The sequence below is a fragment of the Candidatus Phyllobacterium onerii genome (assembly GCF_028331445.1).
GTDB classification, from domain to species: Bacteria; Pseudomonadota; Alphaproteobacteria; order Rhizobiales; family Rhizobiaceae; genus Phyllobacterium; species Phyllobacterium onerii.
This window is the reverse complement of record NZ_JAQMHX010000001.1, coordinates 1,062,764-1,084,730: the sequence shown is the minus strand read 5'-3', so window position 1 is coordinate 1,084,730 and position 21,967 is coordinate 1,062,764. Positions and strand designations below refer to the sequence as shown.

General features: G+C 56.8%; 20 protein-coding genes. 12 read left to right on the top strand and 8 right to left on the bottom strand.

Going from position 1 to position 21,967, the window contains the following annotated elements; translation table 11 throughout:
- The 3 genes from gatC to PHA01_RS05195 form a co-directional block, all read right to left on the bottom strand.
- A complete protein-coding gene (gene gatC, locus PHA01_RS05205; RefSeq protein WP_271893789.1) occupies window positions 1–288 on the bottom strand; it encodes an Asp-tRNA(Asn)/Glu-tRNA(Gln) amidotransferase subunit GatC in 288 nt (95 codons plus the stop codon).
- A gap of 90 nt (window positions 289–378) precedes the next feature.
- Window positions 379–1,995, bottom strand: a complete 1,617-nt coding sequence (locus PHA01_RS05200) for a hypothetical protein (protein ID WP_271893787.1) — start codon at window positions 1,993–1,995, stop codon at window positions 379–381.
- A gap of 48 nt (window positions 1,996–2,043) precedes the next feature.
- Window positions 2,044–2,748, bottom strand: a complete 705-nt coding sequence (locus PHA01_RS05195) for a metal-dependent hydrolase (RefSeq protein ID WP_271893786.1) — start codon at window positions 2,746–2,748, stop codon at window positions 2,044–2,046.
- Between the two features lie 97 nt (window positions 2,749–2,845).
- Between PHA01_RS05195 and ruvX the strand changes: the two genes are divergently transcribed.
- Window positions 2,846–3,346: a Holliday junction resolvase RuvX gene (ruvX, locus tag PHA01_RS05190; RefSeq protein WP_112530924.1), complete on the top strand. Its 501-nt coding sequence runs from the start codon at window positions 2,846–2,848 to the stop codon at window positions 3,344–3,346.
- On the opposite strand, the gene PHA01_RS05185 is transcribed toward ruvX, so the two are convergent.
- Both PHA01_RS05185 and PHA01_RS05180 read right to left on the bottom strand, forming a co-directional pair.
- Window positions 3,310–3,645: a DUF6105 family protein gene (locus PHA01_RS05185; RefSeq protein ID WP_271893784.1), complete on the bottom strand. Its 336-nt coding sequence runs from the start codon at window positions 3,643–3,645 to the stop codon at window positions 3,310–3,312. The genes ruvX and PHA01_RS05185 overlap by 37 nt on opposite strands.
- Before the next feature lie 249 nt (window positions 3,646–3,894).
- Complete coding sequence (locus PHA01_RS05180; protein WP_271893783.1) at window positions 3,895–4,803, bottom strand: LysR family transcriptional regulator; 909 nt, start codon at window positions 4,801–4,803, stop codon at window positions 3,895–3,897.
- Between the two features lie 161 nt (window positions 4,804–4,964).
- On the opposite strand from PHA01_RS05180, the gene PHA01_RS05175 reads away from it, so the two are divergent.
- Window positions 4,965–5,828 carry an NmrA family NAD(P)-binding protein gene (locus tag PHA01_RS05175; RefSeq protein WP_271893782.1) on the top strand — a complete coding sequence of 288 codons (864 nt, stop codon included), beginning with the start codon at window positions 4,965–4,967 and terminating at the stop codon, window positions 5,826–5,828.
- A 1-nt stretch (window position 5,829) separates the two neighbouring features.
- Here the strand turns inward: PHA01_RS05175 and PHA01_RS05170 are convergent, their stop codons facing one another.
- Entirely contained in the window at window positions 5,830–7,461 is a 1,632-nt protein-coding gene (locus PHA01_RS05170; RefSeq protein WP_271893781.1) for an acyl-CoA dehydrogenase family protein, read from the bottom strand.
- A gap of 527 nt (window positions 7,462–7,988) precedes the next feature.
- Between PHA01_RS05170 and PHA01_RS05165 the strand changes: the two genes are divergently transcribed.
- The 4 genes from PHA01_RS05165 to dprA are packed head-to-tail and all read left to right on the top strand — an operon-like array spanning window position 7,989 to window position 12,002.
- Entirely contained in the window at window positions 7,989–8,954 is a 966-nt protein-coding gene (locus PHA01_RS05165; RefSeq protein WP_271893779.1) for an aspartate carbamoyltransferase catalytic subunit, read from the top strand.
- Window positions 8,951–10,237 (top strand): dihydroorotase, encoded by a 1,287-nt coding sequence (locus PHA01_RS05160; RefSeq protein WP_271893778.1) that lies wholly within the window; start codon window positions 8,951–8,953, stop codon window positions 10,235–10,237. The genes PHA01_RS05165 and PHA01_RS05160 overlap by 4 nt, the downstream gene beginning before the upstream one ends.
- A gap of 20 nt (window positions 10,238–10,257) precedes the next feature.
- Window positions 10,258–10,872 (top strand): glycerol-3-phosphate 1-O-acyltransferase PlsY, encoded by a 615-nt coding sequence (gene plsY / locus PHA01_RS05155; RefSeq protein WP_271893776.1) that lies wholly within the window; start codon window positions 10,258–10,260, stop codon window positions 10,870–10,872.
- Complete coding sequence (gene dprA, locus PHA01_RS05150) at window positions 10,869–12,002, top strand: DNA-processing protein DprA (RefSeq protein WP_271893774.1); 1,134 nt, start codon at window positions 10,869–10,871, stop codon at window positions 12,000–12,002. The genes plsY and dprA overlap by 4 nt, the downstream gene beginning before the upstream one ends.
- Here dprA and PHA01_RS05145 read toward each other — a convergent pair.
- Window positions 11,970–12,170, bottom strand: coding sequence for a hypothetical protein (locus PHA01_RS05145; protein WP_271893771.1), 201 nt, complete (start codon window positions 12,168–12,170; stop codon window positions 11,970–11,972). The two genes, dprA and PHA01_RS05145, sit on opposite strands and share 33 nt — an antisense overlap.
- Before the next feature lie 326 nt (window positions 12,171–12,496).
- Between PHA01_RS05145 and topA the strand changes: the two genes are divergently transcribed.
- From topA to rpmG, 6 genes are all read left to right on the top strand, one after another.
- Window positions 12,497–15,109 (top strand): type I DNA topoisomerase, encoded by a 2,613-nt coding sequence (gene topA / locus PHA01_RS05140; protein ID WP_271893770.1) that lies wholly within the window; start codon window positions 12,497–12,499, stop codon window positions 15,107–15,109.
- Between the two features lie 11 nt (window positions 15,110–15,120).
- Window positions 15,121–17,442, top strand: coding sequence for a ribonuclease R (rnr, locus tag PHA01_RS05135; RefSeq protein WP_417020901.1), 2,322 nt, complete (start codon window positions 15,121–15,123; stop codon window positions 17,440–17,442).
- Window positions 17,442–17,873, top strand: coding sequence for a DUF983 domain-containing protein (locus PHA01_RS05130; protein WP_271893769.1), 432 nt, complete (start codon window positions 17,442–17,444; stop codon window positions 17,871–17,873). The genes rnr and PHA01_RS05130 overlap by 1 nt, the downstream gene beginning before the upstream one ends.
- Window positions 17,870–18,607, top strand: coding sequence for an NUDIX hydrolase (locus tag PHA01_RS05125; protein WP_271893768.1), 738 nt, complete (start codon window positions 17,870–17,872; stop codon window positions 18,605–18,607). Before PHA01_RS05130 ends, PHA01_RS05125 begins: the two co-directional genes overlap by 4 nt.
- Window positions 18,608–18,610: 3 nt before the next feature.
- Window positions 18,611–19,786: an MFS transporter gene (locus PHA01_RS05120; RefSeq protein WP_271893767.1), complete on the top strand. Its 1,176-nt coding sequence runs from the start codon at window positions 18,611–18,613 to the stop codon at window positions 19,784–19,786.
- A gap of 548 nt (window positions 19,787–20,334) precedes the next feature.
- Window positions 20,335–20,502, top strand: a complete 168-nt coding sequence (gene rpmG, locus PHA01_RS05115) for a 50S ribosomal protein L33 (RefSeq protein WP_008122896.1) — start codon at window positions 20,335–20,337, stop codon at window positions 20,500–20,502.
- Window positions 20,503–20,584: 82 nt separating this feature from the next.
- On the opposite strand, the gene PHA01_RS05110 is transcribed toward rpmG, so the two are convergent.
- A complete protein-coding gene (locus PHA01_RS05110; protein WP_271893764.1) occupies window positions 20,585–21,964 on the bottom strand; it encodes a PleD family two-component system response regulator in 1,380 nt (459 codons plus the stop codon).
- Window positions 21,965–21,967: the final 3 nt, after the last annotated feature.

Genomic DNA, 21,967 nt, shown 5'->3' with positions numbered 1-21,967 from the left:
CTATTCCACGACTTTCGGCACCACGAAGAAATTCTCTTCATGGATCGGTGCGTTGGCAACAATATCAGCCGCCTTTTCGCCATCGTCGACAACATCCGCGCGCTTCTTCATCGCCATGGGCGTGACGGATGTCATCGGCTCCACACCATCAACATTCACTTCGTTCAACTGTTCGACAAAGCCGAGAATGGTGTTCAGCTGCCCTGTCATACGGGCCGCATCGTCTTCGGTCACGGCAATACGGGCAAGATGCGCAACGCGTTTGACGGTGGAAATATCGACAGACATTCGGGATTCCTGAAAATTCGGATCTTGGATTACGCAGCTATAGTGTCCGTTGCGGCCAAGCGCAACGGACAAGACAATTTGAAAGTGATGCTATTGCGGGGCTGGCGGGGCAGGATCCGAATTGTCCTCCTCGTCGTCAGGCACGATCACATTGTCATCCTGCGTCGGGTCGTCGGGCATCGTCGTGGTGTCGTCGTCGGGCGCAGTGACACCCGCACCATCAATTGCCGGATCGACGACCGGATCCGGGCCCTTTACCGGATTCCCGTTGACGCTCACCGACCCGTCGGATTTCTGGTCGACGATCCATTGTATGTGCCCGTTTGGCAGCTGCGTGCCGAAATCCTTCGCGAGTTTGGCAAACACGATGTAGTTCTTGATCTCAGGCTCCTGTTCGGAGGCCGTCGTCAACCGAGCAACAACCGCATCGAAATTGCTCATCTCCCAGGTGGTGTGGCTCTCCGGTTTCAGAGCAGTGAACGAGACCTCGCCTTCAACCGAAAGCTCGGTATCAGCTGTACGGACAAAGCTCCTGTCAATCACCATCTTCGGCGGGTTGGCCATGAATGCGGCAGCTGTGTTTGCTTCAAATTCGTCGGAAAACGGTTTTGCACGGCTCAAATCCATGTCGGTGACTGCTGCCCGGACAACCGTGTCGAGATCAAGACCCTCCGTACCAAACACGAATTCCACATCAGTCGGCAAAAACGGCACGCTCCACGCAGGTATCGGCAACGCAGGATATCTCAGACCGTTGGTCCGCAGCGCATAGTGATAGCCGCCGCTCTTGCTGATGCCATCGAAGTCGATTTGCTGAGCCATGGTCTTGGCAGCAAATGGTCCAACAGGAGTCTCGACGTTGAGATCGGTAAACTGATACGACCCCGCAAGCTTGTCCCAAAATGGCAGGGCGGCGAGGAGTTTTGCCTTCAGATCGGCCTGCTCCTGATCCTTCAGTGTCGTCTCGTCCATATGCGCGATGAAAAATTTCCAGAGCTCCAGAAACTCCAGGCTGCGAAAGCCCTTGCCTTCGGCATTGGCGCCGATCTGGCCTCCGCTCAGAACGATCTTCATCGGCTGTGCGGCAGTCGCGACATCCCCTGAAGGCGGCGATTTGACAGTCACAGTCTCCAGAAAATTTGTCGCGGAATGGTTGCTGTTGAAATTAACACCGCCGGATGGCGCAGCCATGCCAAGCATTTCACCCTTGGCCGAATTGACACTCGCTTCGACGTCCTGGGTAGGACTTGTCGTGTTCATTTTCACGGCGCCATAGGAAAACGACGCCTTCGAGAAAGCGCCGATTTTGGGATCGAACGTTCCGTTGATATTCGCATTGTCAACGGACCACTGAACCGCCTCACGCCCTGCCGGGGTTGTTACTTCGACTGACCCACCGGGAATCGCTGTCGATGAGACGTTCCAAGATCCGTCGGCAACTGGCTTTATCAGCAGGCTGTATTCACCGAAATCGCCCTTGAAATAATCCTGCTTGGGAAGCGTTTCGATCAACTTCGCTGTGCTGAAGGTAATGCGGTAACTGTCTCCATCGGGAACAACCGAGACGATATTCTTCTCGATTGCTCTCTTTCCAAGATATTTGGACAGAATTTCGGTAAGGGCTTTTGCACCGGAGACATCGACGGCCTGTGCATGCACCGGCGTCGTGGCAACCAGCAAACACGAGATCAGAAACAGTTTACGCACTTGTGCTCCAAGGATTGTGGATTGAGGAACGTGCTGTAGCACTATGTATCAAACCGTAAAATGCTCATTCGCATTTGCAACGATAACTTCGCTCGTACCGCCTTCCATACCGGCGACGAACTTATCCGCCGTCTGATCGATGATCGGAAATGACCCGTAGTGGCAAGGTATGACTTTGCTGAATTTGAAATAGCGCCGGCTCGCGAGCGCAGCAACTGCACCTCCCATGGTGAAGCGGTCACCGATTGGAACAATACCGATTTCCGGCTGATGCAATTCATTGATCAGCGCCATATCGGAGAAGATGTCCGTATCGCCCATGTGATAAAGTGTCGGTTCATCGTCGAAATGCAGCACAACGCCGTTGGCTGAACCCAACGAATGGGAAACGCCGTCCTCGGTCATTTGTGCGGAAGAATGCAGCGCGTTGACATAGGTTACGGTGAAACCGTCATAGGACACCGTGCCGCCTGTATTGGTCGGATCAACCCGATTGACCCCGCGCGAGCCGAGCCACGTTACCAGATCGGCATTACCGGTCACCAGCGCGCCTGTCTCCTTCGACAGATCAATCGTATCGCCCACATGATCGCCGTGGCCGTGGGTCAGGATGATGTGTTTGACGCCCTTCGCGGCTTCTTTCACGTCCACGCCCTTGGCTCTCGGGTTTCCGGTCAGGAACGGGTCGATAAGAATGGTATTTTTTGCTGTTTCAATCCGAAAGGCCGAATGGCCAAGCCAGGTAATCTTCATATCCATCTTCCTTCAACTGCAAGTGAACCCTCGCCATAGGCTTCTATTGCCGGTATGTGACAATAAAGCGATCCATGAAAGTGCGGAACCTATCAAATTGACGGTACTGACAATTGAACAGCTCGAAGAGCACGTAGCGGATGGCAAAACGGTGGCCGGCCTTGACCTCGGTACGAAGACAATCGGTATCGCCATTTCCGATCGTGGTTTTTCTTTCGCCAATCCCCGTCCCGTGCTGAGGCGCAGCAAATTCACCCACGACGCACAGGATCTGTTGAAGGCCTTGAGTGCTGACAATGTCGGCGCAATCGTCATCGGGCTGCCGGTGAACATGGACGGCAGTGAAGGTCCCCGGGTGCAGGCAACCCGCGCTTTTGTCCGCAATATGGAAAAGCTGACCGAGCTTCCATTCGTTTATTGGGACGAGCGCCTGTCGACCGTTGCCGCCGAGCGCGCCTTGATCGGAATGGATGTATCGAGACAGAAGCGCGCCGAGCGGATCGATTCAGCGGCAGCAGCTTTCATCCTGCAAGGCGCATTGGACCGTCTGCAAACCCTGCGTCAGGAAGCCGACGTGGATGGCAATTCCTCGACATAGTTTGCTGTGGTTGCTGCACGTGCAGCACGCCAAGCCTGCACCCAGGCAATGATCTGGCGACGGCGGCGAAATGCTATCAGACAGAGAACGAGACCGGTATCGACGATGCAGGCGCGTGCAACCAGTGGTGGAATCGTTTCCGGCGGAATCCCCAGCATATTTCCGTAGATTGTGAAAACCTGATCGTGCATCTCGCGGCTGAAGAAAAACATGCCCATGCTCAGATCATAGAGCGAGAGAAAATACCAACCCCACAGGAAGCCCAGAGGCCCAGCCCAAAAAATCAGGAAGCTGCGCATTCAGTTTCTCCTCGATTGGGCTGGTCTAATCATTTCGTCTTAACCCTGCGTTTTTGCAGTGCATTTTCAGGTTGTAGTGATATCGTTTAAGAAACACACCGCAACGTAAACCTTTTGTTAAGGTTAATTTATAAAAATTTAATTCAAATTGAAGGCATTAGCGAGCCCCCTTCTGCGCCGCCGATGCGATTTTTCTGGTCAGTCAGCAGATTTTTTGACAATAGAAGGCGGCACACGCAGCGCGTGCACTTAGTTCGTTGCGATTGTCTCGGCGACGAAGTCGATAAATGCGCGAACCTTCGCCGCCGGCAGATGACGCGAGGGATATAAAGCGTGCAGAGGAAACGTTTCGCCCTGCCAATCAGGAAAGAGTTCGACAAGAACTCCCTCGTCGAGCAAATCCTCAACACCTGTCGATTTAACGCGAGCAATGCCGACGCCGCCGAGGCAGGCACCCAACATTGTTCCGAATTCGGTGACCACCAATCGGCCCGCCGTTTTGACAGACACAATTTTTCCCGCTCGCCGGTAGTCCCAATCCCCGAGCGCTTCGCCGGTCAGAGAATCGCGGACTTGGATGCATTCATGACTTGCGAGCTCCAACGGATGAATCGGTCGTCCGAATTTTGCCAGATATGCTGGCGAAGCCACGGTGATCGTGCGCGTTTCCAGCAGCTTGCGGACGATGAGAGAGGATGCAGGCGGCTGGCCAAAGCGCACCGCTATATCGAAACCCTCGCCGACAAGATCACCTAGCTGTTCGCGGGTGATCAGTTCCAACGAAATTTCCGGATAGCGATCGAGAAAGCGCCCGATATTGGAAGCTAGCATCATCCTTGAAAAGAACGCATCCACGTTGACTCGCAGGCGGCCCCGCACGACAGCCGAAGATCCCGCAGTATGGGTGAAGGCGTCCTCGATGCCTGACAGAAGAGGGCCAATCTCGCTGTAGAGCCGCCGTCCCTCGTCAGTCAGCGTGACGGATCGCGTCGTCCGATCGAGTAACCGAACGCCAACGCTCCGTTCAAGCCGCGTAACGGCTCTGCTCACGCCCGATGGAGACAACCCCAGCGCATCAGCTGCGCGGGCAAAGCTGCCAGCTTCAACGATTGCAGCCAACACACCAACATTGGCAACCAGGCGTCCGTCGAAAGCCATCTCACTGCCTGTCCTCTATTCATGATCCAACGTCATGAATGATATGACATAATCGCACTTCCGGCAATAATGATAGAGCGCTTATAAATCTGGCAGCAGATACTCGTGAGGCAACATTTGTCTCGATGTATCTGGAAGCTGAGCAATGTCAGGAGATCTCGATGTACGCCATTACAGGAATAACCGGCCAGGTCGGCGGAGTGCTGGCACAGACACTCTTGGACGCAGGCCGATTGGTCCGGGCCGTTGTGCGGAATTCTGAGAAAGGTCGGTCGTGGGCACAGAAGGGCTGCGAAGTTGCCGTCGCGGAAATGGGAGATCCGTCCGCCCTCACCACTGCCTTCAAGGACGCTTGCGGCGTATTCGTCTTGCCGCCTTCGGAATTCGATCCGGCACCCGGCTTTCCCGAAGCACGTGCTGTCATCGATGCAGTTTACACAGCGATCAAGGCAGCCCGTCCGGGAAAGGTAGTCGTTCTTTCGACCGTGGGAGCACAGGCAACGCAACCGAACCTGCTGACACAAAGAACGCTGATGGAGCAGAAGCTCAGTACACTGGAAATTCCCGTGACTTTCCTTCGTCCGGGATGGTTTATGGAAAACTTCGCGTGGGACATCCCCTCCGCACGCGACAACGGCGTCATTTCAACATTTCTGCAGCCGGTAGACAAAACCTTTCCAATGATCGCTACGGCGGATGTCGGTCGCGTGGCAGCTGAACTTCTGCAACAGGAATGGCAGGGACGGCGGGTCGTCGAGCTCGAAGCTGAACATCGTATCAGCCCAGGCGAAGCCGCGGCCACATTCTCCAAGATCTTCGACCGGCCGGTTCGGGTCGAAGCTGTCCCACGCGAGACATGGGCCAGTCTGTTCAAATCACAGGGAATGAAGGACCCTATGCCACGTATTCAAATGCTCGACGGCTTCAACGAGAGCTGGATCGACTTCGAAGGCGGCGAGCAAAACTCGCTGAAAGGCAAGGTTACCCTCGAAACCGTACTCAAGGGGTTGATCGACGCCGCATAATTCAGCCCGCCGCCGGATAAAGCGAGCTGATAATATCCTTGGCGTTGTGCCGCGCATCGAGCATGCCGTAGGTCGTGCGCCACTGTCCGCCCAGACGAGTTTCGATGAAAGCGTCGGCGATATCTTCGGACTGCAGATGCCGCAGCTCGGCGCCAGCGGCCGCGAGCGCCAGTTGCTCGGTCAATATGCGCGCTGCACCTTCATCGTTCTCGGCGACTCGCATCGCAGCGCGCAGGACTTCAACGGTGCCCTGCCCGCCACGCCCGAGTTGCGCGCCGATCCAGTTGAGCACTTCGTCGAAAAGCTGCGGACCGCGCTTCAGCACACGCAGCACATCGAGTGCCATGACGTTGCCGGATCCTTCCCAGATCGCGTTGACCGGAGCCTCGCGGTAATAGCGCGCCAGATTGCCTTCCTCGATATAGCCATTGCCGCCGAGACACTCCATCGCCTCGTAGAGCATCGCAGGCGCAATCTTCGCCACCCAGTATTTGACAACCGGCGTCATCACGCGAGCAAATGCCGCCTCGCCGCGGTCTTTTGCAGCATTGTCGAACGCCCGCGCCAGACGGAGCGACAGCGCAGTCGCGCCAGCTACGTCCAGCGCCATGTCCGCCAGAACCCGCAGCATCAGCGGCTTGTCGATCAGCGGCCCTTCGAAGACGATGCGATGCCGGGCATGGTGTACTGCCTCCGCCAAGCCCGCACGCATCAGCCCGGCCGAAGCAATCGCGCAGTCGAGGCGGGTCAGCGTCACCATGTCGATGATCGTCTTGACGCCGTCGCCGGGGTTTCCGACCATCTGGCCGAGCGCATTGTCGAACTCGATTTCCGAGGAGGCATTGGAGCGATTGCCCAGTTTGTCCTTCAAACGTTGAAAACGAAAGCCGTTCGAAGAGCCGTCAGGGAGAATACGCGGCACGAGAAAGCAGGATAGCCCCTCACGCGCCTGCGCCAGTACCAGGAATGCATCCGACATCGGCGCTGACATGAACCATTTGTGCCCGGTGATGCGATAAAACCCGCTTCCGGCCGGTTCCGCCTTTGTCGTGTTGATGTGGACGTCCGTGCCGCCCTGCTTCTCGGTCATCCCCATGCCAAGCGTCAGCCCGGTCTTCTTCGCCGGCGATTTATTGCTGGAATCATATTTGCGCGGCAGGATCAGCGGCGACCATTCGCGATAGAGATTAGGCGCAGCCATCAATGCCGCCAGAGAGGCACTCGTCATGGTCAGGGGGCACAGATGCCCGCATTCCAGCTGGGATGTCAGGTAAAAACGCGCTGCCCGCGACTGATGCCGCGATCCGGCTTCCGGCTTGCCGTCTTCCCATATGGACGAGTGCAGGCCTTGCGCCACAGACCGACGCATCAACGCATGATACGCCGGATGATAGTCGACAACGTCGATTCGATGCCCCTGACGGTCATGCGTCCTGAGCTTCGGCACCTCGATATTGGCAAGCCTCGCCAGATCTTGTGCGTCGCCGGAGAGTACGAATTTGCCGTTCTGTTCCAGCTCCGTGCGCACGGATTGCGGCAATCGCTTGGTGATCTGCATCATCAGTGGATCGCCAAGATAGGCGTTGAGGCCGGTCATCGGTGGCGTCTGGTTGAGAACGTCGTGGGTTTTCAAGAAACTGTCCTGATTCAATTTTCAATGGTCGCGCAAAGCTGCTGCCTACGCGATTGCTTGCGCGTCGAACTCTTTATGGGATGAAGACTCTGACAAGCGGTTAACTCACTCAATATATGGACTCTCGGCCTTTAGTCGATATTCATCGCCATAACCTTTTCGCACTTTCAGCTTTTCCGATCAAATTATTGGGGAACGAAGCATGTTAGCGCCCAGACCGCTTGCGACAACAGGGCATCGAGCCTATAGGGGGGACTAAGGGTCGGGACCCATTAATATGATCGAAATGGCGCCTGAAACGGCAAGAAGATGCGAGGAGAGACGCGAAGGGCGGGGTCTTCCCCCCGGCCGAGCGGCTCGACACTGCAGCTTGCAGCCGCTTCGGCGTCCGGAGGATAGGGTCCATTTGCCCGCCAACTTCGTCGCAAAGGCTCGACAATGGATGAACATTGCCATCGTCTTTGCTCCTCGTATCCGAACAAATGGCCTCCTACCATTTCGACCAGATTAATAGGTCCCGCCCCTATATGACATCAAAAGAGCCCCCTCTCCTGTTTCCCCATCGCCACTTGCTTGGCATCAAGGGCCTTTCGCCTCAAGACATTATCCAGCTGCTCGATATCGCCGAAAGCGAGATCGCGGTTTCACGGCAGTCCGAGAAGAAAAAGGCGACCTTGCGCGGCCGCACTCAGATCAATTTGTTCTTCGAGGCGTCGACCCGCACCCAATCATCCTTCGAACTCGCCGGAAAGAGGCTGGGCGCCGACGTCATGAACATGGCGGTCGGAAATTCCTCGGTCAAGAAGGGTGAAACGCTGATCGACACGGCGATGACGCTCAATGCCATGCGGCCCGATATCCTGATTATCCGCCATGGCTCGGCCGGAGCCGCGGCGCTTCTCGCACAAAAGGTCGGCTGTTCGGTGGTCAATGCTGGCGACGGCGCACATGAACATCCAACGCAGGCGCTGCTCGATGCGCTGACGATCCGCCGCGCCAAGGGCAAGATCGCCCGGCTGACCGTTGCCATCTGCGGCGACGTTTTGCACTCTCGCGTGGCGCGGTCGAACATGATCCTTCTCAATGCCTTAGGCGCACGCGTTCGCGTTGTCGCTCCCTCGACCCTCCTTCCCGCGGGCATTGCGCATATGGGTGCGGAAGTCTTCCACACCATGGAAGAAGGCCTGAAAGACGCCGACGTGGTGATGATGCTGCGGCTGCAGCGCGAGCGCATGACAGGCTCATTCGTACCATCGGTGCGCGAATATTTCCGCTACCACGGCCTGGACCGCGAAAAACTCAAATACGCCAAGCCCGATGCGCTGGTCATGCACCCCGGTCCGATGAACCGCGGCGTTGAAATCGCGTCGGATGTAGCCGATGGCTCGCAGAGCGTCATTCAGGAACAGGTCGAGATGGGTGTTGCCGTGCGCATGGCGGTGATGGAAGCGCTGCTCGATCCGCGCCGAAATGCCGAAGGAGTGGCCGGATGAGCGCCACCGTTCTGCAAAATGCCCGCATCGTCGATCCCTCGCGCGGGCTCGACGAAACCGGCACGATCATCATCGAGAATGACAGGATCGTCGCCAGCGGTGCCAATGCCCGCAATCAGGGCACCCCGGAAGGTGCCGCCATCATTGACTGCAAGGGCAAGGCGGTGCTTCCAGGTCTGGTCGATGCGCGCGTCTTCATTGGTGAACCAGGCGCGGAACATCGCGAAACCATCGCGTCTGCCAGCCATGCCGCAGCAGCGGGCGGTGTCACGTCAGTTATCATGATGCCGGACACCGATCCGGTCATCGATAATGTCGCGCTGGTGGAATTCATCAAGCGAACGGCCCGCGATACGGCGGTGGTCAATGTTTATCCGGCGGCGGCGGTCACCAAAGGCCTGCACGGCGAGGAAATGACCGAGATCGGCCTGCTTCGTGAGGCTGGTGCAGTTGCTATCACGGAAGGCCGCAATTCAATCGCCAATACGCAGCTGATGCGCCGCGCGCTCACCTATGCCCGTGATTTCGGTGTGGTCCTCGCGCACGAAGCACAGGACCCGCACCTCGGTAGCAACGGCGTCATGAACGAAGGACTATATGCGAGCTGGCTGGGGCTTTCCGGCACGCCGCGCGAGGCCGAAGTGATCCCGCTCGAGCGTGACATGCGTCTGGCCGCGCTGACACAGGGCGCCTACCACGCCGCGCAGATTTCGACTGCCATGTCGGCAGAGGTGATTTCCCGCGCCAAGCAGAATGGCCTGAACGTAACCTCGGCCGTATCGATCAATCATCTCTCCCTGAACGAAAACGATATCGGTGAATTCCGCACGTTCTTCCGCTTGCAGCCGCCGTTGCGCCTGGAGGAAGACCGCCTCGCCATGGTCGAAGCCCTGCGCGACGGCACGATCGATATCATCGTATCTGCGCATGATCCTCAGGATGTCGATACCAAGCGACTGCCATTTGCCGATGCGGCAGCTGGCGCGATCGGCCTTGAAACGCTGCTTGGCGCAGCACTGAGATTGTACCACAATGGCGACGTTCCGCTTCTGCGCATCGTCGAAGCGATGTCCAGTGTCCCCGCCAGGATTTTTGGCCTCGATGCGGGTTCGCTGCGTGCGGGTTCGAAGGCGGATATGACCATAGTCGATCTTGACGAACCGTGGGTAGTGAAGGAAGAAGACTTACGGTCGCGTTCCAAGAACTCTTGTTTCGAGGGCGCACGTTTTCAGGGCCGCGTCGTACAGACATTTGTTGCAGGAAAGTCAGTCTTCACGATCTAATTTCACCTAAGGGGATATGCATGTCGGATTTCTTCACTGGGCAGGCAGGATTTCCGCTTCTCTTCTTTGCGCTCGTCTTCAGCTATCTGCTCGGATCCATTCCTTTTGGTCTGATCCTGACCCGCATGGCTGGCCTTGGCGACGTGCGCAGCATCGGTTCCGGCAATATCGGTGCGACCAATGTCCTGCGCACCGGCAACAAGAAACTCGCCGCTGCAACCTTGGTCCTTGATATGTTGAAGGGCACCGTGGCGGTGTTGATTGCCGGCATCGCCAGCCCTGAAGCCGCAATCATTGCTGGCTTCGGTGCCTTCCTCGGCCATATCTTTCCGGTCTGGTTGAAATTCAAGGGCGGCAAAGGTGTTGCCACCTATCTTGGCGTTCTGCTCGGGCTGTTCTGGCAGGGTGCGCTGATCTTCGCCGCCGTCTGGCTGATCATAGCCTACACTTCTCGCTATTCTTCTCTCGCCGCCCTTTTCGCGGCCATCATCGTTCCGATTGCACTCTACATAATAGGGGTGCACCAGATCGCAGCGCTTTTCTTCGTCCTGACGATCATCGTCTTCATCAAGCATAGAGCCAATATCCAGCGTCTTGTCTCAGGCACCGAAGGCAAGATCGGCGCCAAAGGATGAATGAAGAAAAGAAGGGCATACGCCTTTCTGACAGCCAGCGCTTGAGCTGGCTTCGGTTGATCCGCAGCGAAAATGTCGGTCCCGCGACCTTCCGCGATCTGATCGTTCATTGCGGTTCTGCGAGCGATGCATTGGAAATGCTGCCCGAACTCGTCAGGCGCGGCGGCGGCGGCCGGCCAATTCGAATTGCCAGTTTGCAGGATGCTGAGCGCGAAATGCAGGCGGCGGCAAAAATGGGTGCTGTTTTCGTCGGCATAGGTGAGCCCGACTATCCCCGCTATCTTCGCCAATGCGACAATCCCCCGCCATTGGTCGCGATCAAAGGGAATCCCGAGGTCTTCAGGCTACCGCCCGTTGCCATCGTCGGCGCACGCAACGCATCGTTGGTGGGGATCAAGTTTGCGCGGATGATCGCACGGGAGCTGGGTGAGGCCGGTTACGCGATTATCTCCGGTCTTGCACGTGGAATAGATACGGCAGCCCATGAGGCCAGCCTGGACTACGGAACCGTGGCCGTCATGGCAGGCGGGCTGGACGTCCCCTATCCTCCGGAAAACCTCAATCTCTATAAGGCAATAAGCGCGCGCAATGGGGCCGCGATCAGTGAAATGCCATTCGGTTGGGATCCCCGTGCCCGGGATTTTCCTAGGCGCAACCGTATTATCGCCGCCCTGTCGCTTGGCCTGGTTGTGGTTGAAGCCGCCGAACGCTCCGGCTCACTGATCAGTGCCCGGCTGGCGGGAGAACTTGGCAGGCTTGTTTTCGCGGTCCCTGGCTCTCCTCTCGACCCGAGGGCCAAGGGCACCAACGGGTTGCTGAAAAACGGAGCCATCGTGACAACCAGTACCGAAGACATAATAACTGCATTAACGCCACTGGTCGAACGGCCTGTTTTCGACGATCCAGCGTTTCTTGCACCAGATATGGATTTCCCGCCAATCAATCCACCCGACGAAACCGATCGGGACCGGTTCGTCAATCTCCTCGGCCCCGTTCCAGTCGATATCGACGACCTGATCCGTACGAGCGAACTACACCCGTCGGTGGTAATGCTGATTCTGCTCGAACTCGATCTAGCTGGACGTTTGCAGCGTCACTCAGGCGGACATGTTTCGCTTGTTTACGCGTGAAGCTGTCCCCAGTTCCTTCTGCAACTGGTCACTGCTTTCGATATATGCAATTTCTATAAGATACGCCAACATCTCCAGCCGGTTCGTTTTGGCCATTGCTCGTAACTCACCGAGCATTTGCTGAATAAATCTGGCGTTTTCAATTTGATCAATTCGACTTTCGCTCATAATTTGATCCTTAAATATAAATTTATATCGAAAATATGCGCTATACTTTGACTCAGAAATCTTAATTTATGCCTATATAAGCTGCTGTTTTTTATACTCTATATACGAAACCGTATATGACTCGCACAGGAATTCACCATAGGCTTGAACTCATAAGGAAAATACCATTAATTGCATAAGTTATGCGAGCAACCGCAGGTTGTAATTCACGATTTTTGATGTACAGACCTTGACGTTGTGTCGAAGCCTGTTCATTTCACAGGCCTGTTCCGAAGCTAAATTAGTGCTTTTGCAATCTGACAAGGGCAGGAAAGCTCAAATCTGTAATGAATGTTGTCGTCGTCGAATCGCCTGCCAAGGCCAAAACAATCAACAAATATCTCGGTTCGGGTTATGCGGTCCTGGCCTCGTTCGGCCATGTGCGCGATCTGCCGGCCAAGGATGGATCGGTGCGCCCTGACGATGATTTCTCGATGTCGTGGGAAGTCGACTCGGCCTCGGCCAAGAGACTAAGCGAGATTGTCAAAGCTTTGAAAGAGAGCGACGGCCTCATTCTCGCAACCGATCCGGATCGTGAAGGCGAGGCTATTTCCTGGCACGTGCTCGAAGTACTGCAGCAAAAAAAGGCGATAGGAAAGAAGAGTGTCCAACGCGTCGTCTTCAACGCGATCACCAAGAATGCAGTGCTGGAGGCCATGGCCAATCCGCGCGACATCGATATGCCGCTCGTCGATGCCTATCTCGCACGCCGCGCTTTGGACTATCTTTTCGGCTTCACCCTCTCCCCGGTGCTTTGGCGCAAACTCCCGGGCGCACGCTCCGCTGGCCGCGTCCAATCGGTAGCATTGCGGCTCGTCGCGGATCGCGAAGCGGAAATCGAACGCTTTATCCGCGAAGAATACTGGAATATCGCCGCGCTCCTGAAAACACCGCGCAATGACGGGTTCGAAGCACGGCTTGTGTCAGTCGATGGCAAGAAACTTGGCAAGCTCGATATCAAGAATGGCGAACAGGCCGGTGAGATTCGCGGCATGCTGGAAGGCGCGTCCTTCAAGGCAGCCTCGGTCGAGGCGAAGCCGATCAAACGCAGCCCCGGCCCGCCCTTCACCACATCGAGTTTGCAACAGGCGGCCTCCGGTCAGCTCGGATTTTCCGCATCACGCACGATGCAGATTGCGCAGAAGCTGTATGAAGGTATGGACCTCGGCAGCGAAACCGCTGGCTTGATCACTTATATGCGTACTGATGGCGTGCAGATGGCGCCCGAAGCCGTTCAGGCGGCGCGCCAGACGATCGGCAAGGTTTTCGGCGAAAAATATGTGCCGGAGAAGCCGCGCTTTTACGCCACGAAGGCGAAGAATGCCCAGGAAGCGCACGAAGCGATCCGCCCGACCGATTTCAATCGGCATCCCAAGGACATGCGCCAGTTTCTTGATGCTGATCAGGCACGGTTGTACGAGCTGATCTGGAAGCGAGCGATCGCAAGTCAGATGCAGTCGGCGGACATCGAAAGAACTACGGTCGAAATCGATGCGCAGAACGGCTCGCGTTTCGCACAACTGCGCGCGACAGGCTCGGTCATCAGGTTTGATGGTTTTCTCGGTGCTTATACGGATCACCGCGAGGAAGAAGACGTCGATGAAGATGGTGGACGTCTCCCGGAAATCCGCTCCGGAGAGGCTCTGGCCCGCGAGAAAATCAACGCAACACAGCACTCGACTGAACCGCCGCCGCGCTATTCGGAAGCAACGCTCATCAAGAAGATGGAGGAACTCGGCATCGGCCGTCCTTCCACCTATGCATCGACGCTCGCCACCCTTCGCGATCGCGAATACATAACCATCGACAAGCGCAAGCTCATTCCAGAAGCCAAGGGCCGCCTGGTCATTGCCTTCCTGGAAAGTTTCTTCAAGCGCTATGTCGAATATGATTTCACCGCCGATCTCGAAGAGAAACTCGATGAGATTTCCGATGGAAAGCTGAAGTGGAAGGATGTTCTGCGGGCTTTCTGGACCGATTTCTTCGGCTCTGTCGATGGAATCAAGGAACTCCGCGTTACCAATGTGCTGGATGCATTGAACGACCAGCTTGGCCCGCTCGTGTTTCCGCCGCGAGAAGATGGCAGCGATCCGCGTATCTGTCAGGTCTGCGGTACAGGCAATCTGTCGCTGAAGCTCGGCAAGTACGGCGCGTTTATCGGATGTTCGAACTATCCTGAATGCAAATTCACGCGTCAGCTTGGCGGCAGCGAAGCGGCAAACGAAAACGGCAATGGCGGCGATGAGCCAAAGCTGCTTGGCAAGGATCCCTATACGGACGAGGATATTACCGCACGCAATGGCCGGTTTGGGCCCTATGTGCAGCGTGGTGATGGCAAGGAAGCCAAGCGCGCCAGCCTGCCAAAGGGCTGGACGTTCGATACACTGGATCATGAAAAAGCTCTGGCGCTGCTGTCTCTGCCTCGTGATGTGGGCCAACACCCCGAAACGGCGAAGATGATCTCGGCCGGAATCGGGCGCTACGGCCCTTACATCACGCATGATGGGACCTATGCGAACCTGGAGAATGCGGAAGACGTGTTCTCGATCGGCCTCAATCGTGCAGTTACCGTGCTTGCGGACAAGCAGGCAAAGGGCCCGGGGCGCGGTCGGGGTACGCCTGTAGCGCTCAAGGATCTTGGCGAGCATCCCGATGGCGGCGTGATCACCGTTCGCGACGGCAAATACGGCCCCTATGTGAACTGGGGCAAGGTCAATGCCACGCTGCCGAAGGGCAAGGACCCGGCGGGCGTGACCGTTGAGGAAGCTCTTGCTATGATCGCTGAAAAAGCGGGCTCGAAGGGTACCAAGAAAGCACCGGCCAAGAAGGCAACGGCAGCCAAAAAACCTGCCGCGAAAAAACCGGCTGCGAAAAAGACTGCCACCAAAAAAGCAAGTTAGGAAAAAATCGATTGGCACGCCGTATCTCTCCCCCCAACGGAAAAAAGCGGTCTGCCAATTCTGACGCTTCCGGTCGCGAACAGCATATGCCAAGCCGCGATGAAATTCTCCAGTTTATCAAGGAAAATCCGGACCTTGCCGGCAAACGTGACATCGCCAAGGCATTCAATATCAAAGGCGATGCACGGATCGCACTGAAGGACATTCTGCGAGACTTGACTGGCGATGGCTTGGTCGAAAAGCGAGCCAAGCGGCTCGCCGTACCCGGCAGCTTGCCGAGCGTGGCAGTCCTCGACATTACCGGACGTGACGGTGACGGCGGGTTGATCGCCAAGCCTGCTGAATGGGACGCCAACCACCAGGAACGGCCGCCTGTGGTTTTCATTCGCGCCTCGCGCAATCAGAAAGGCCCGACTCCCGGTGTGGGCGATCGTGTTCTCGCGCGTATTTTTCACGGTGCCGACCCTACCGGACCTGCTTACACGGGACGTGTCATCAAGAAGATCGAGCATCGCAAGGATGCCGTTTTGGGCGTGTTGCGCAAGCTGGACAATGGCGAGTGGCGCCTCGAGCCCGTCGAACGGCGGCAAGTCGAACTCGCCATCGATCCTGCCCAGCTGAACAATGCCAAGGCAAACGATCTTGTCGAAGTCGAGGTTTCGAAAATCAGCCGCTACGGGCTTGCACTTGGCCGTATCACGCAGGTCGTGGGTTCCGTTGCGAGTGAAAAAGCCCTGTCGATGATCGCCATCCATGAGCATGAGATCCCGCATGTCTTTCCGGATAGCGTCACTGCGGAAGCCGAAAAGGCCAAACCCGCAACCATGGCGCATCGCGATGACTGGCGTCATGTTCCATTGGTGACCATCGATCCGGCCGATGCAAAAGATCACGATGATGCGGTCTATGCCGAGCCTGATCCGGACGAGAAAAATCCGGGCGGCTTCATGGCTACCGTCGCCATCGCCGATGTCGCAGCCTATGTAACCCCAGGTTCACAGCTCGACCGCGAGGCATTGAAGCGCGGCAATTCGGTGTATTTCCCCGACCGCGTCGTGCCGATGCTGCCTGAGCGTATTTCCAACGATCTTTGTTCGCTGAAAGAACTGGTGGACCGCCCTGCCCTTGCCGTCCGCATGATCTTTGATGCCGAAGGGCGCAAGATTTCGCACACCTTCCATCGTATTATGATGCGCTCGCACGCCCGGCTCTCCTACCCGCAGGCGCAGGCGGCGATCGATGGCGCGACGGACGAGAAGACAGCGCCGATCCTCGATACGATCCTGAAGCCGCTCTGGGCGGCCTATGCCGTGCTGAAGCGCGGCCGAGACGCGCGAGAGCCACTGGAACTAGATCTCCCCGAGAAGAAGATCCTGCTTACACCCGAAGGCAAGGTCGACAAGGTCGTGATCCCGCCGCGGCTCGATGCGCATAAGCTCATCGAAGAATTCATGATCCAGGCCAATGTTGCCGCTGCCGAAACGCTCGAGCGCAAGAAGCAGCCACTGATCTTCCGCATCCACGATGCGCCTTCGCTGGCCAAGCAGGAAACGCTGCGTGAGTTCCTGCGGACCATGGATATTTCACTGGCCCGCGGCGCAGAACTGCGTCCGAACCAGTTCAACCATATCCTGAAGCGCGTCGAGGGCAGCGAGCAGCAGGACCTCGTCAATCAGGTCGTGCTGCGTTCGCAATCGCAGGCGGAATACAACCCCGCGAACATTGGGCACTTCGGCCTCAATCTTCATCGTTATGCGCACTTCACTTCGCCTATCCGCCGCTATGCCGACCTCATCGTGCACCGCGCTTTAATTTCGGCATTGGGCCTTGGACCGGATGGCCTGACGCCAGACGAAGAAGCGGCATTGCCGGAGATCGCCGCCCTGATCTCGACATCCGAGCGTCGTGCCATGGCCGCCGAGCGCGACACTGTCGACCGGCTGATCGCACACTATCTGGCGGACAAGGTGGGCAGCAGTTTCGAAGGCCGCGTCCAGGGTGTTACCAAGGCCGGCCTGTTCGTCTCGCTTGCGACATATGGCGCGGACGGATTTATCCCCATTTCAACTTTGGGTGATGATTACTATCTTTACGACGAAACCAACCACGCTCTGTCCGGCGAACGCAGTGGCAAGGGTTTCCGCCTCGGTGACGTCGTCGAGGTTCGTTTGGTCGAAGCCTTGCCAGTTGCCGGCGCATTGCGGTTCGAGATGCTTTCAGAACCGCACCCGGTGCCGAGCGGCGTGCGCTCGCACCACAAGGCAAAGCGTTTTGTACGCGGAAACCAGAAACGTCCGTCTACCGTATCGCGGGGCGGACGAAGAGGCAGGTAATGGCAGAACAGATTTTCGGCGCCGATATGGCGCCCGCGAGAGAGCGCCGGCCGGTGTGGCAAGCGATGTGGCGCGGATTGCGCTGTCGCTGCCCGCATTGTGGCGAAGGCAAGCTATTTCGCGCCTTCGTCAAGCCGGTCGACCATTGCGCCGACTGCGGCGAGGACTACACCCATCAGCGCGCCGATGATTTTCCAGCCTATATCACCATCACGATCGTCGGCCACATCGTCCTCGGCGGATTTCTGGCGGTTGAAACCCTCGTCATATTGTCCAATTGGGTGCATCTGGCCATCTGGGTTCCCTTGACGATCCTGTTGTCGATAGGTTTGCTGCAGCCGGTCAAAGGCGCCATCATCGGATTGCAATGGGCAAATTACATGCATGGTTTTGGCGGCGAGACTGACGATCAGGAGCCGCGGGAACAGTGAATGATCAAGGCAACGCCATCCCGATCCAAATGGATAAGCGGTTAGTACCTATCCGGCCACGCGATGCTGCTTCGCTATTGCTTATCGACCGCTCCGGGCAGGATTTGCGCATTCTCATGGGCAAGCGGCACATGCGTCACGTCTTCATGCCGGGAAAATTCGTCTTCCCAGGTGGGCGGACGGAACCTGCGGATGGCCGCATATCCGCCATTGCCGAACTCTCCGACATTGATCAAGCAAAACTGCTGACCGGCATGGGCAGTCGCTCAAGCGTTCAACGCTGCCGGGCGCTCGCGCTCTCTGCCATTCGCGAAACCTATGAAGAGGCAGGGCTTCTTCTCGGGCGCCGGCATCCGGATGCCGTTTCGATATCGCACCCGGACTGGGCCGCTTTTGTCGAACGCGGGATTCTTCCTGACCTTTCCGTGCTGCGCTATTTTGCGCGAGCCACCACGCCGCCCGGTCGCTCCCGCCGTTTCGATACACGGTTCTTCCTTGCTTTTCGTGATGCCGTCGCCGATACCCTTCCCGAAGCAACCGGGCCGTCACTGGAACTCGAAGAATTGTGCTGGCTGCCTTTCCGCGAGGCCAACCAGCTGGATATTCCCGAGATCACCCGGACGATCATAAAGGAGGCCGAGGCGATTCTTGAAGCAAATCCCGCCCTGGACCCGGGCAACGCCGTTATTCGTTACCGCATGAAATATGGACGATTCGTCCGAGAGGTTTTTTGATTTATGGATGCAACGCCGACCACTGACCAGACAACAGTCCGGTCTTCCTGGCGCGCGCTTGTCGCGGCCATCGCCACCATCAGTTCCGTTGGTGTCGCCATCGGACTTGGCATTCCACTCCTGAGCGTCATTCTGGAGAGCCGCGGCCATTCGGCCACCATGATAGGCTTGAACGCCGCGGTCGCGGGCATCGCGTCGATTGTCGCCGCCCCCTTCGCTGCTCCCATCGCAGCCCGGTTCGGTGTAGTGCCGACCCTGCTTGGAATGTTGCTGATCGGCGGTTTCTCGTTCGTTGGGTTTCACTTCTTTACCGAGTTCTGGATGTGGGTCGTATTACGCGTTTTCCTGCATTTCGCGCTGACAATGCTGTTCATCCTTTCCGAATATTGGATCAATGCTGCGGCCCCTCCCGAAAAACGCGGGCTGGTGCTTGGTATATATGCCACCGTCCTTTCCGTGGGGTTTGCGCTGGGGCCATGGCTGTTCTCGCGCATCGGCAGCGTCGGCATCATGCCGTTTGCTGTCGGCTTCGGCATCATCATCTTCGCCATGTTGCCGGTGCTTTTCGCGTCGAAGGAAAGCCCGGATTTCCATGAAGAGGAGCATGTTCCTTTCGCACCGTTCATTTGGGCTGTGCCCACTGCGACGGCAGCGGTCTTTGTCTTTGGCGCAGTTGAAACCGGTGGCTTCGCGCTGTTTCCCGTCTTCGGCTCCCGGGTCGGCTATAGCGAAGCCAATGCGGCTCTCCTGCTCACGACCATCGGGCTCGGCAACGTGCTGCTGCAAATTCCAATTGGGCTCCTCAGCGATCACGTCAATGATCGTCGCAAGATCCTGCTTGTCTGCGCGTTGATCGGCTTGGCGGGCATGTGCGTCCTGCCATTCATCTATTCCAACTGGTATCTCGTCGCGGGATTGCTGTTTGTCTGGGGCGGCGTTGTAGCAGGCCTTTACACCGTTGGCCTGGCACACCTGGGCTCGCAGCTCACGGGGCGCGAGCTTGCCTCGGCCAATGCGGCCTTCGTCTTCTGCTACGCAGTCGGTATGCTCGTCGGTCCACAAGCCGTCGGTATCGGCATGGATCTGATGGGGCCCGCGGGCTTTGCAGTCGCTCTCGCAATATTTTTTGCCGCTTACGCGCTTTTGGTGGGCTCACGCCTGATCAGCCGCAGAGGTTAGGGTCGGGACTCTAAGCGAGTACAACTACAGCGCGCTTGGAATTATTCGCCACGGTGTTATATTGAGCCCGGAGTGAGAGGCGAGCTTTCGCCCGCCTCCCTTTCCCTATAGGTTGAATTGAACCCGGAACACAACTTGCCAGCTGGTCCGGGTTCTTTTCACTATAAGGGTGATGCTAAGTGGGCGTCGCCACATGAATCACCTCCAAGGTTGAAGGCAAGGCTCTTGCCGCAGTCGGGGGAGCCTGTCTCCCCCGATACACTGGCTGGCTCGGTGTTGTTGCTTTTGCCTTCAAAACTCGAAGTTCGACTCATCGCGTGATTTGAGTTGGTCGGCAACGAACGCAGGGTTGAATCACATCTCGTCAAATGTGGTATGAGGTTGTCCTGCAGTTAGGACACGCCGATTGATCGATTATATTGGCGCGGTGACCGACGCGGGCTTGACTTTTGGCACCATTCAGTTAAGTGTCCGGCCGAATTTCCGCTTATGGCCACGTTGCTGGACTTGAATAGCGGTCCTCAATAATCAGAACAGGTAAACTGAAAATGGCCAAGGCTGCGAATATCAAGATCAAGCTTCTGTCGACCGCTGACACCGGTTTCTTCTACGTTACGAGCAAGAACAGCCGTACCAAGACGGAGAAGATGTCTTTCCGCAAGTACGACCCGGTCGCACGCAAGCACGTTGAGTTCAAGGAAACCAAGATCAAGTAATCTTGTTGTTCCGGAAACAAAAATGCCGCCTTCAGGGCGGCATTTTTGTTTGTAAATTCCATGACCTGTTGATTGTTATTCGTCAGGCCGCGGCCGACACAACGCGATTGCGTCCGGCAGCCTTTGCACCATAGAGAGCGTCATCAGCGCGCTTCAGCAGACTTTGCACAGTGTCTTCCTTGGATAGAACGCTGGCAATGCCGATGCTGATTGTCACGGGAGCCCCGGTCCCGTTTTGATTGACGACAAACGGTGTCGCTGCGACCTCGCGCCTGATGCGCTCGGCCACAACGGCAGCGAGCGCCGAATCGGTGTCCGGCATCACGATGAAAAACTCCTCGCCGCCATAGCGGCTCGCAAGATCGCTCCCGCGCACATTCCGTCGCAAGCGCCTTGCAAATTCCCGCAACACCTCGTCCCCGCCGTCGTGACCATGCGTATCGTTTATAAGCTTGAACCGGTCGATATCGGTCATGAGAATGGACAAGGGCCGACGGCGTTCGACAGCGCGCTTGAATAGGGTTGCCAGATGCGTCTCAAGATAGAGACGATTATGCAAACCTGTCAGGCTATCCGTCACCGCCATTTCGTAGGTCTTGACGACACTGGCGCGCAAGCCATCATGATAGGCTTTACGTCGAAGCTGTGTGCGCAACCGTGCCAGCAATTCATTCGGGTTCAGCGGTCGCACCAGATAGTCGTTCACACCCAACTCCAAGGCGCGTCGGATCAATGGTTCTTCACCCCGATCTGCCACAAGGATGATAGGCAGCGACCGCGTGTTGTCGAGCGACCGCAATTGCGCACAGATGCGCAGCGGGTCGAAGTTGGTGAAGCTCGACGAAATGATCAGGCAATCATGGTTGCCTTGGATAGCGTCGAAGAATCCCGTTTGCGGATCCGTTTGAACGTCGACGACACCTTCGTCGGCCAATATGCGCTGAATTCGTTCGGCGCTTTCGGGTCGTTCGTCGATCAGCAGGACGCGGGCATTCTTGGTGCTGCCCTCACTGCCAATTGGGAACCGCAAGAGCGACTCCAATCCGACATCGCGGGTCGTAGCAACCCGTAACCGCAGCTCGTCGGTCAGGTTTTTCAACCGCACCAAGCTCTTCACGCGTGCAAGAAGTTGCAAGTCGTTTACGGGTTTGGTCAGGAAATCATCAGCGCCAAAGTTCAGTCCGGTAATCCGGTCTGTGTCCTGATCCAGAGCTGTGACCAGCACCACGGGGATATGTGCGGTAGAGGCTTGCGACTTCAGTCTACGGCAAACTTCGAAGCCGTCCAATCCTGGCATCATGATATCAAGCAGAATGAGGTCAACATTGCTGTTCTCGCATATCTCCAGGGCCTGATAGCCGTCCGATGCCGTGACGACTTCATAATATTCCGCGCTCAGCCGTGCTTCGAGCAGCTTCACATTGGCGGGAACATCGTCAACGACTAGTATGCGGGCCGTCATATT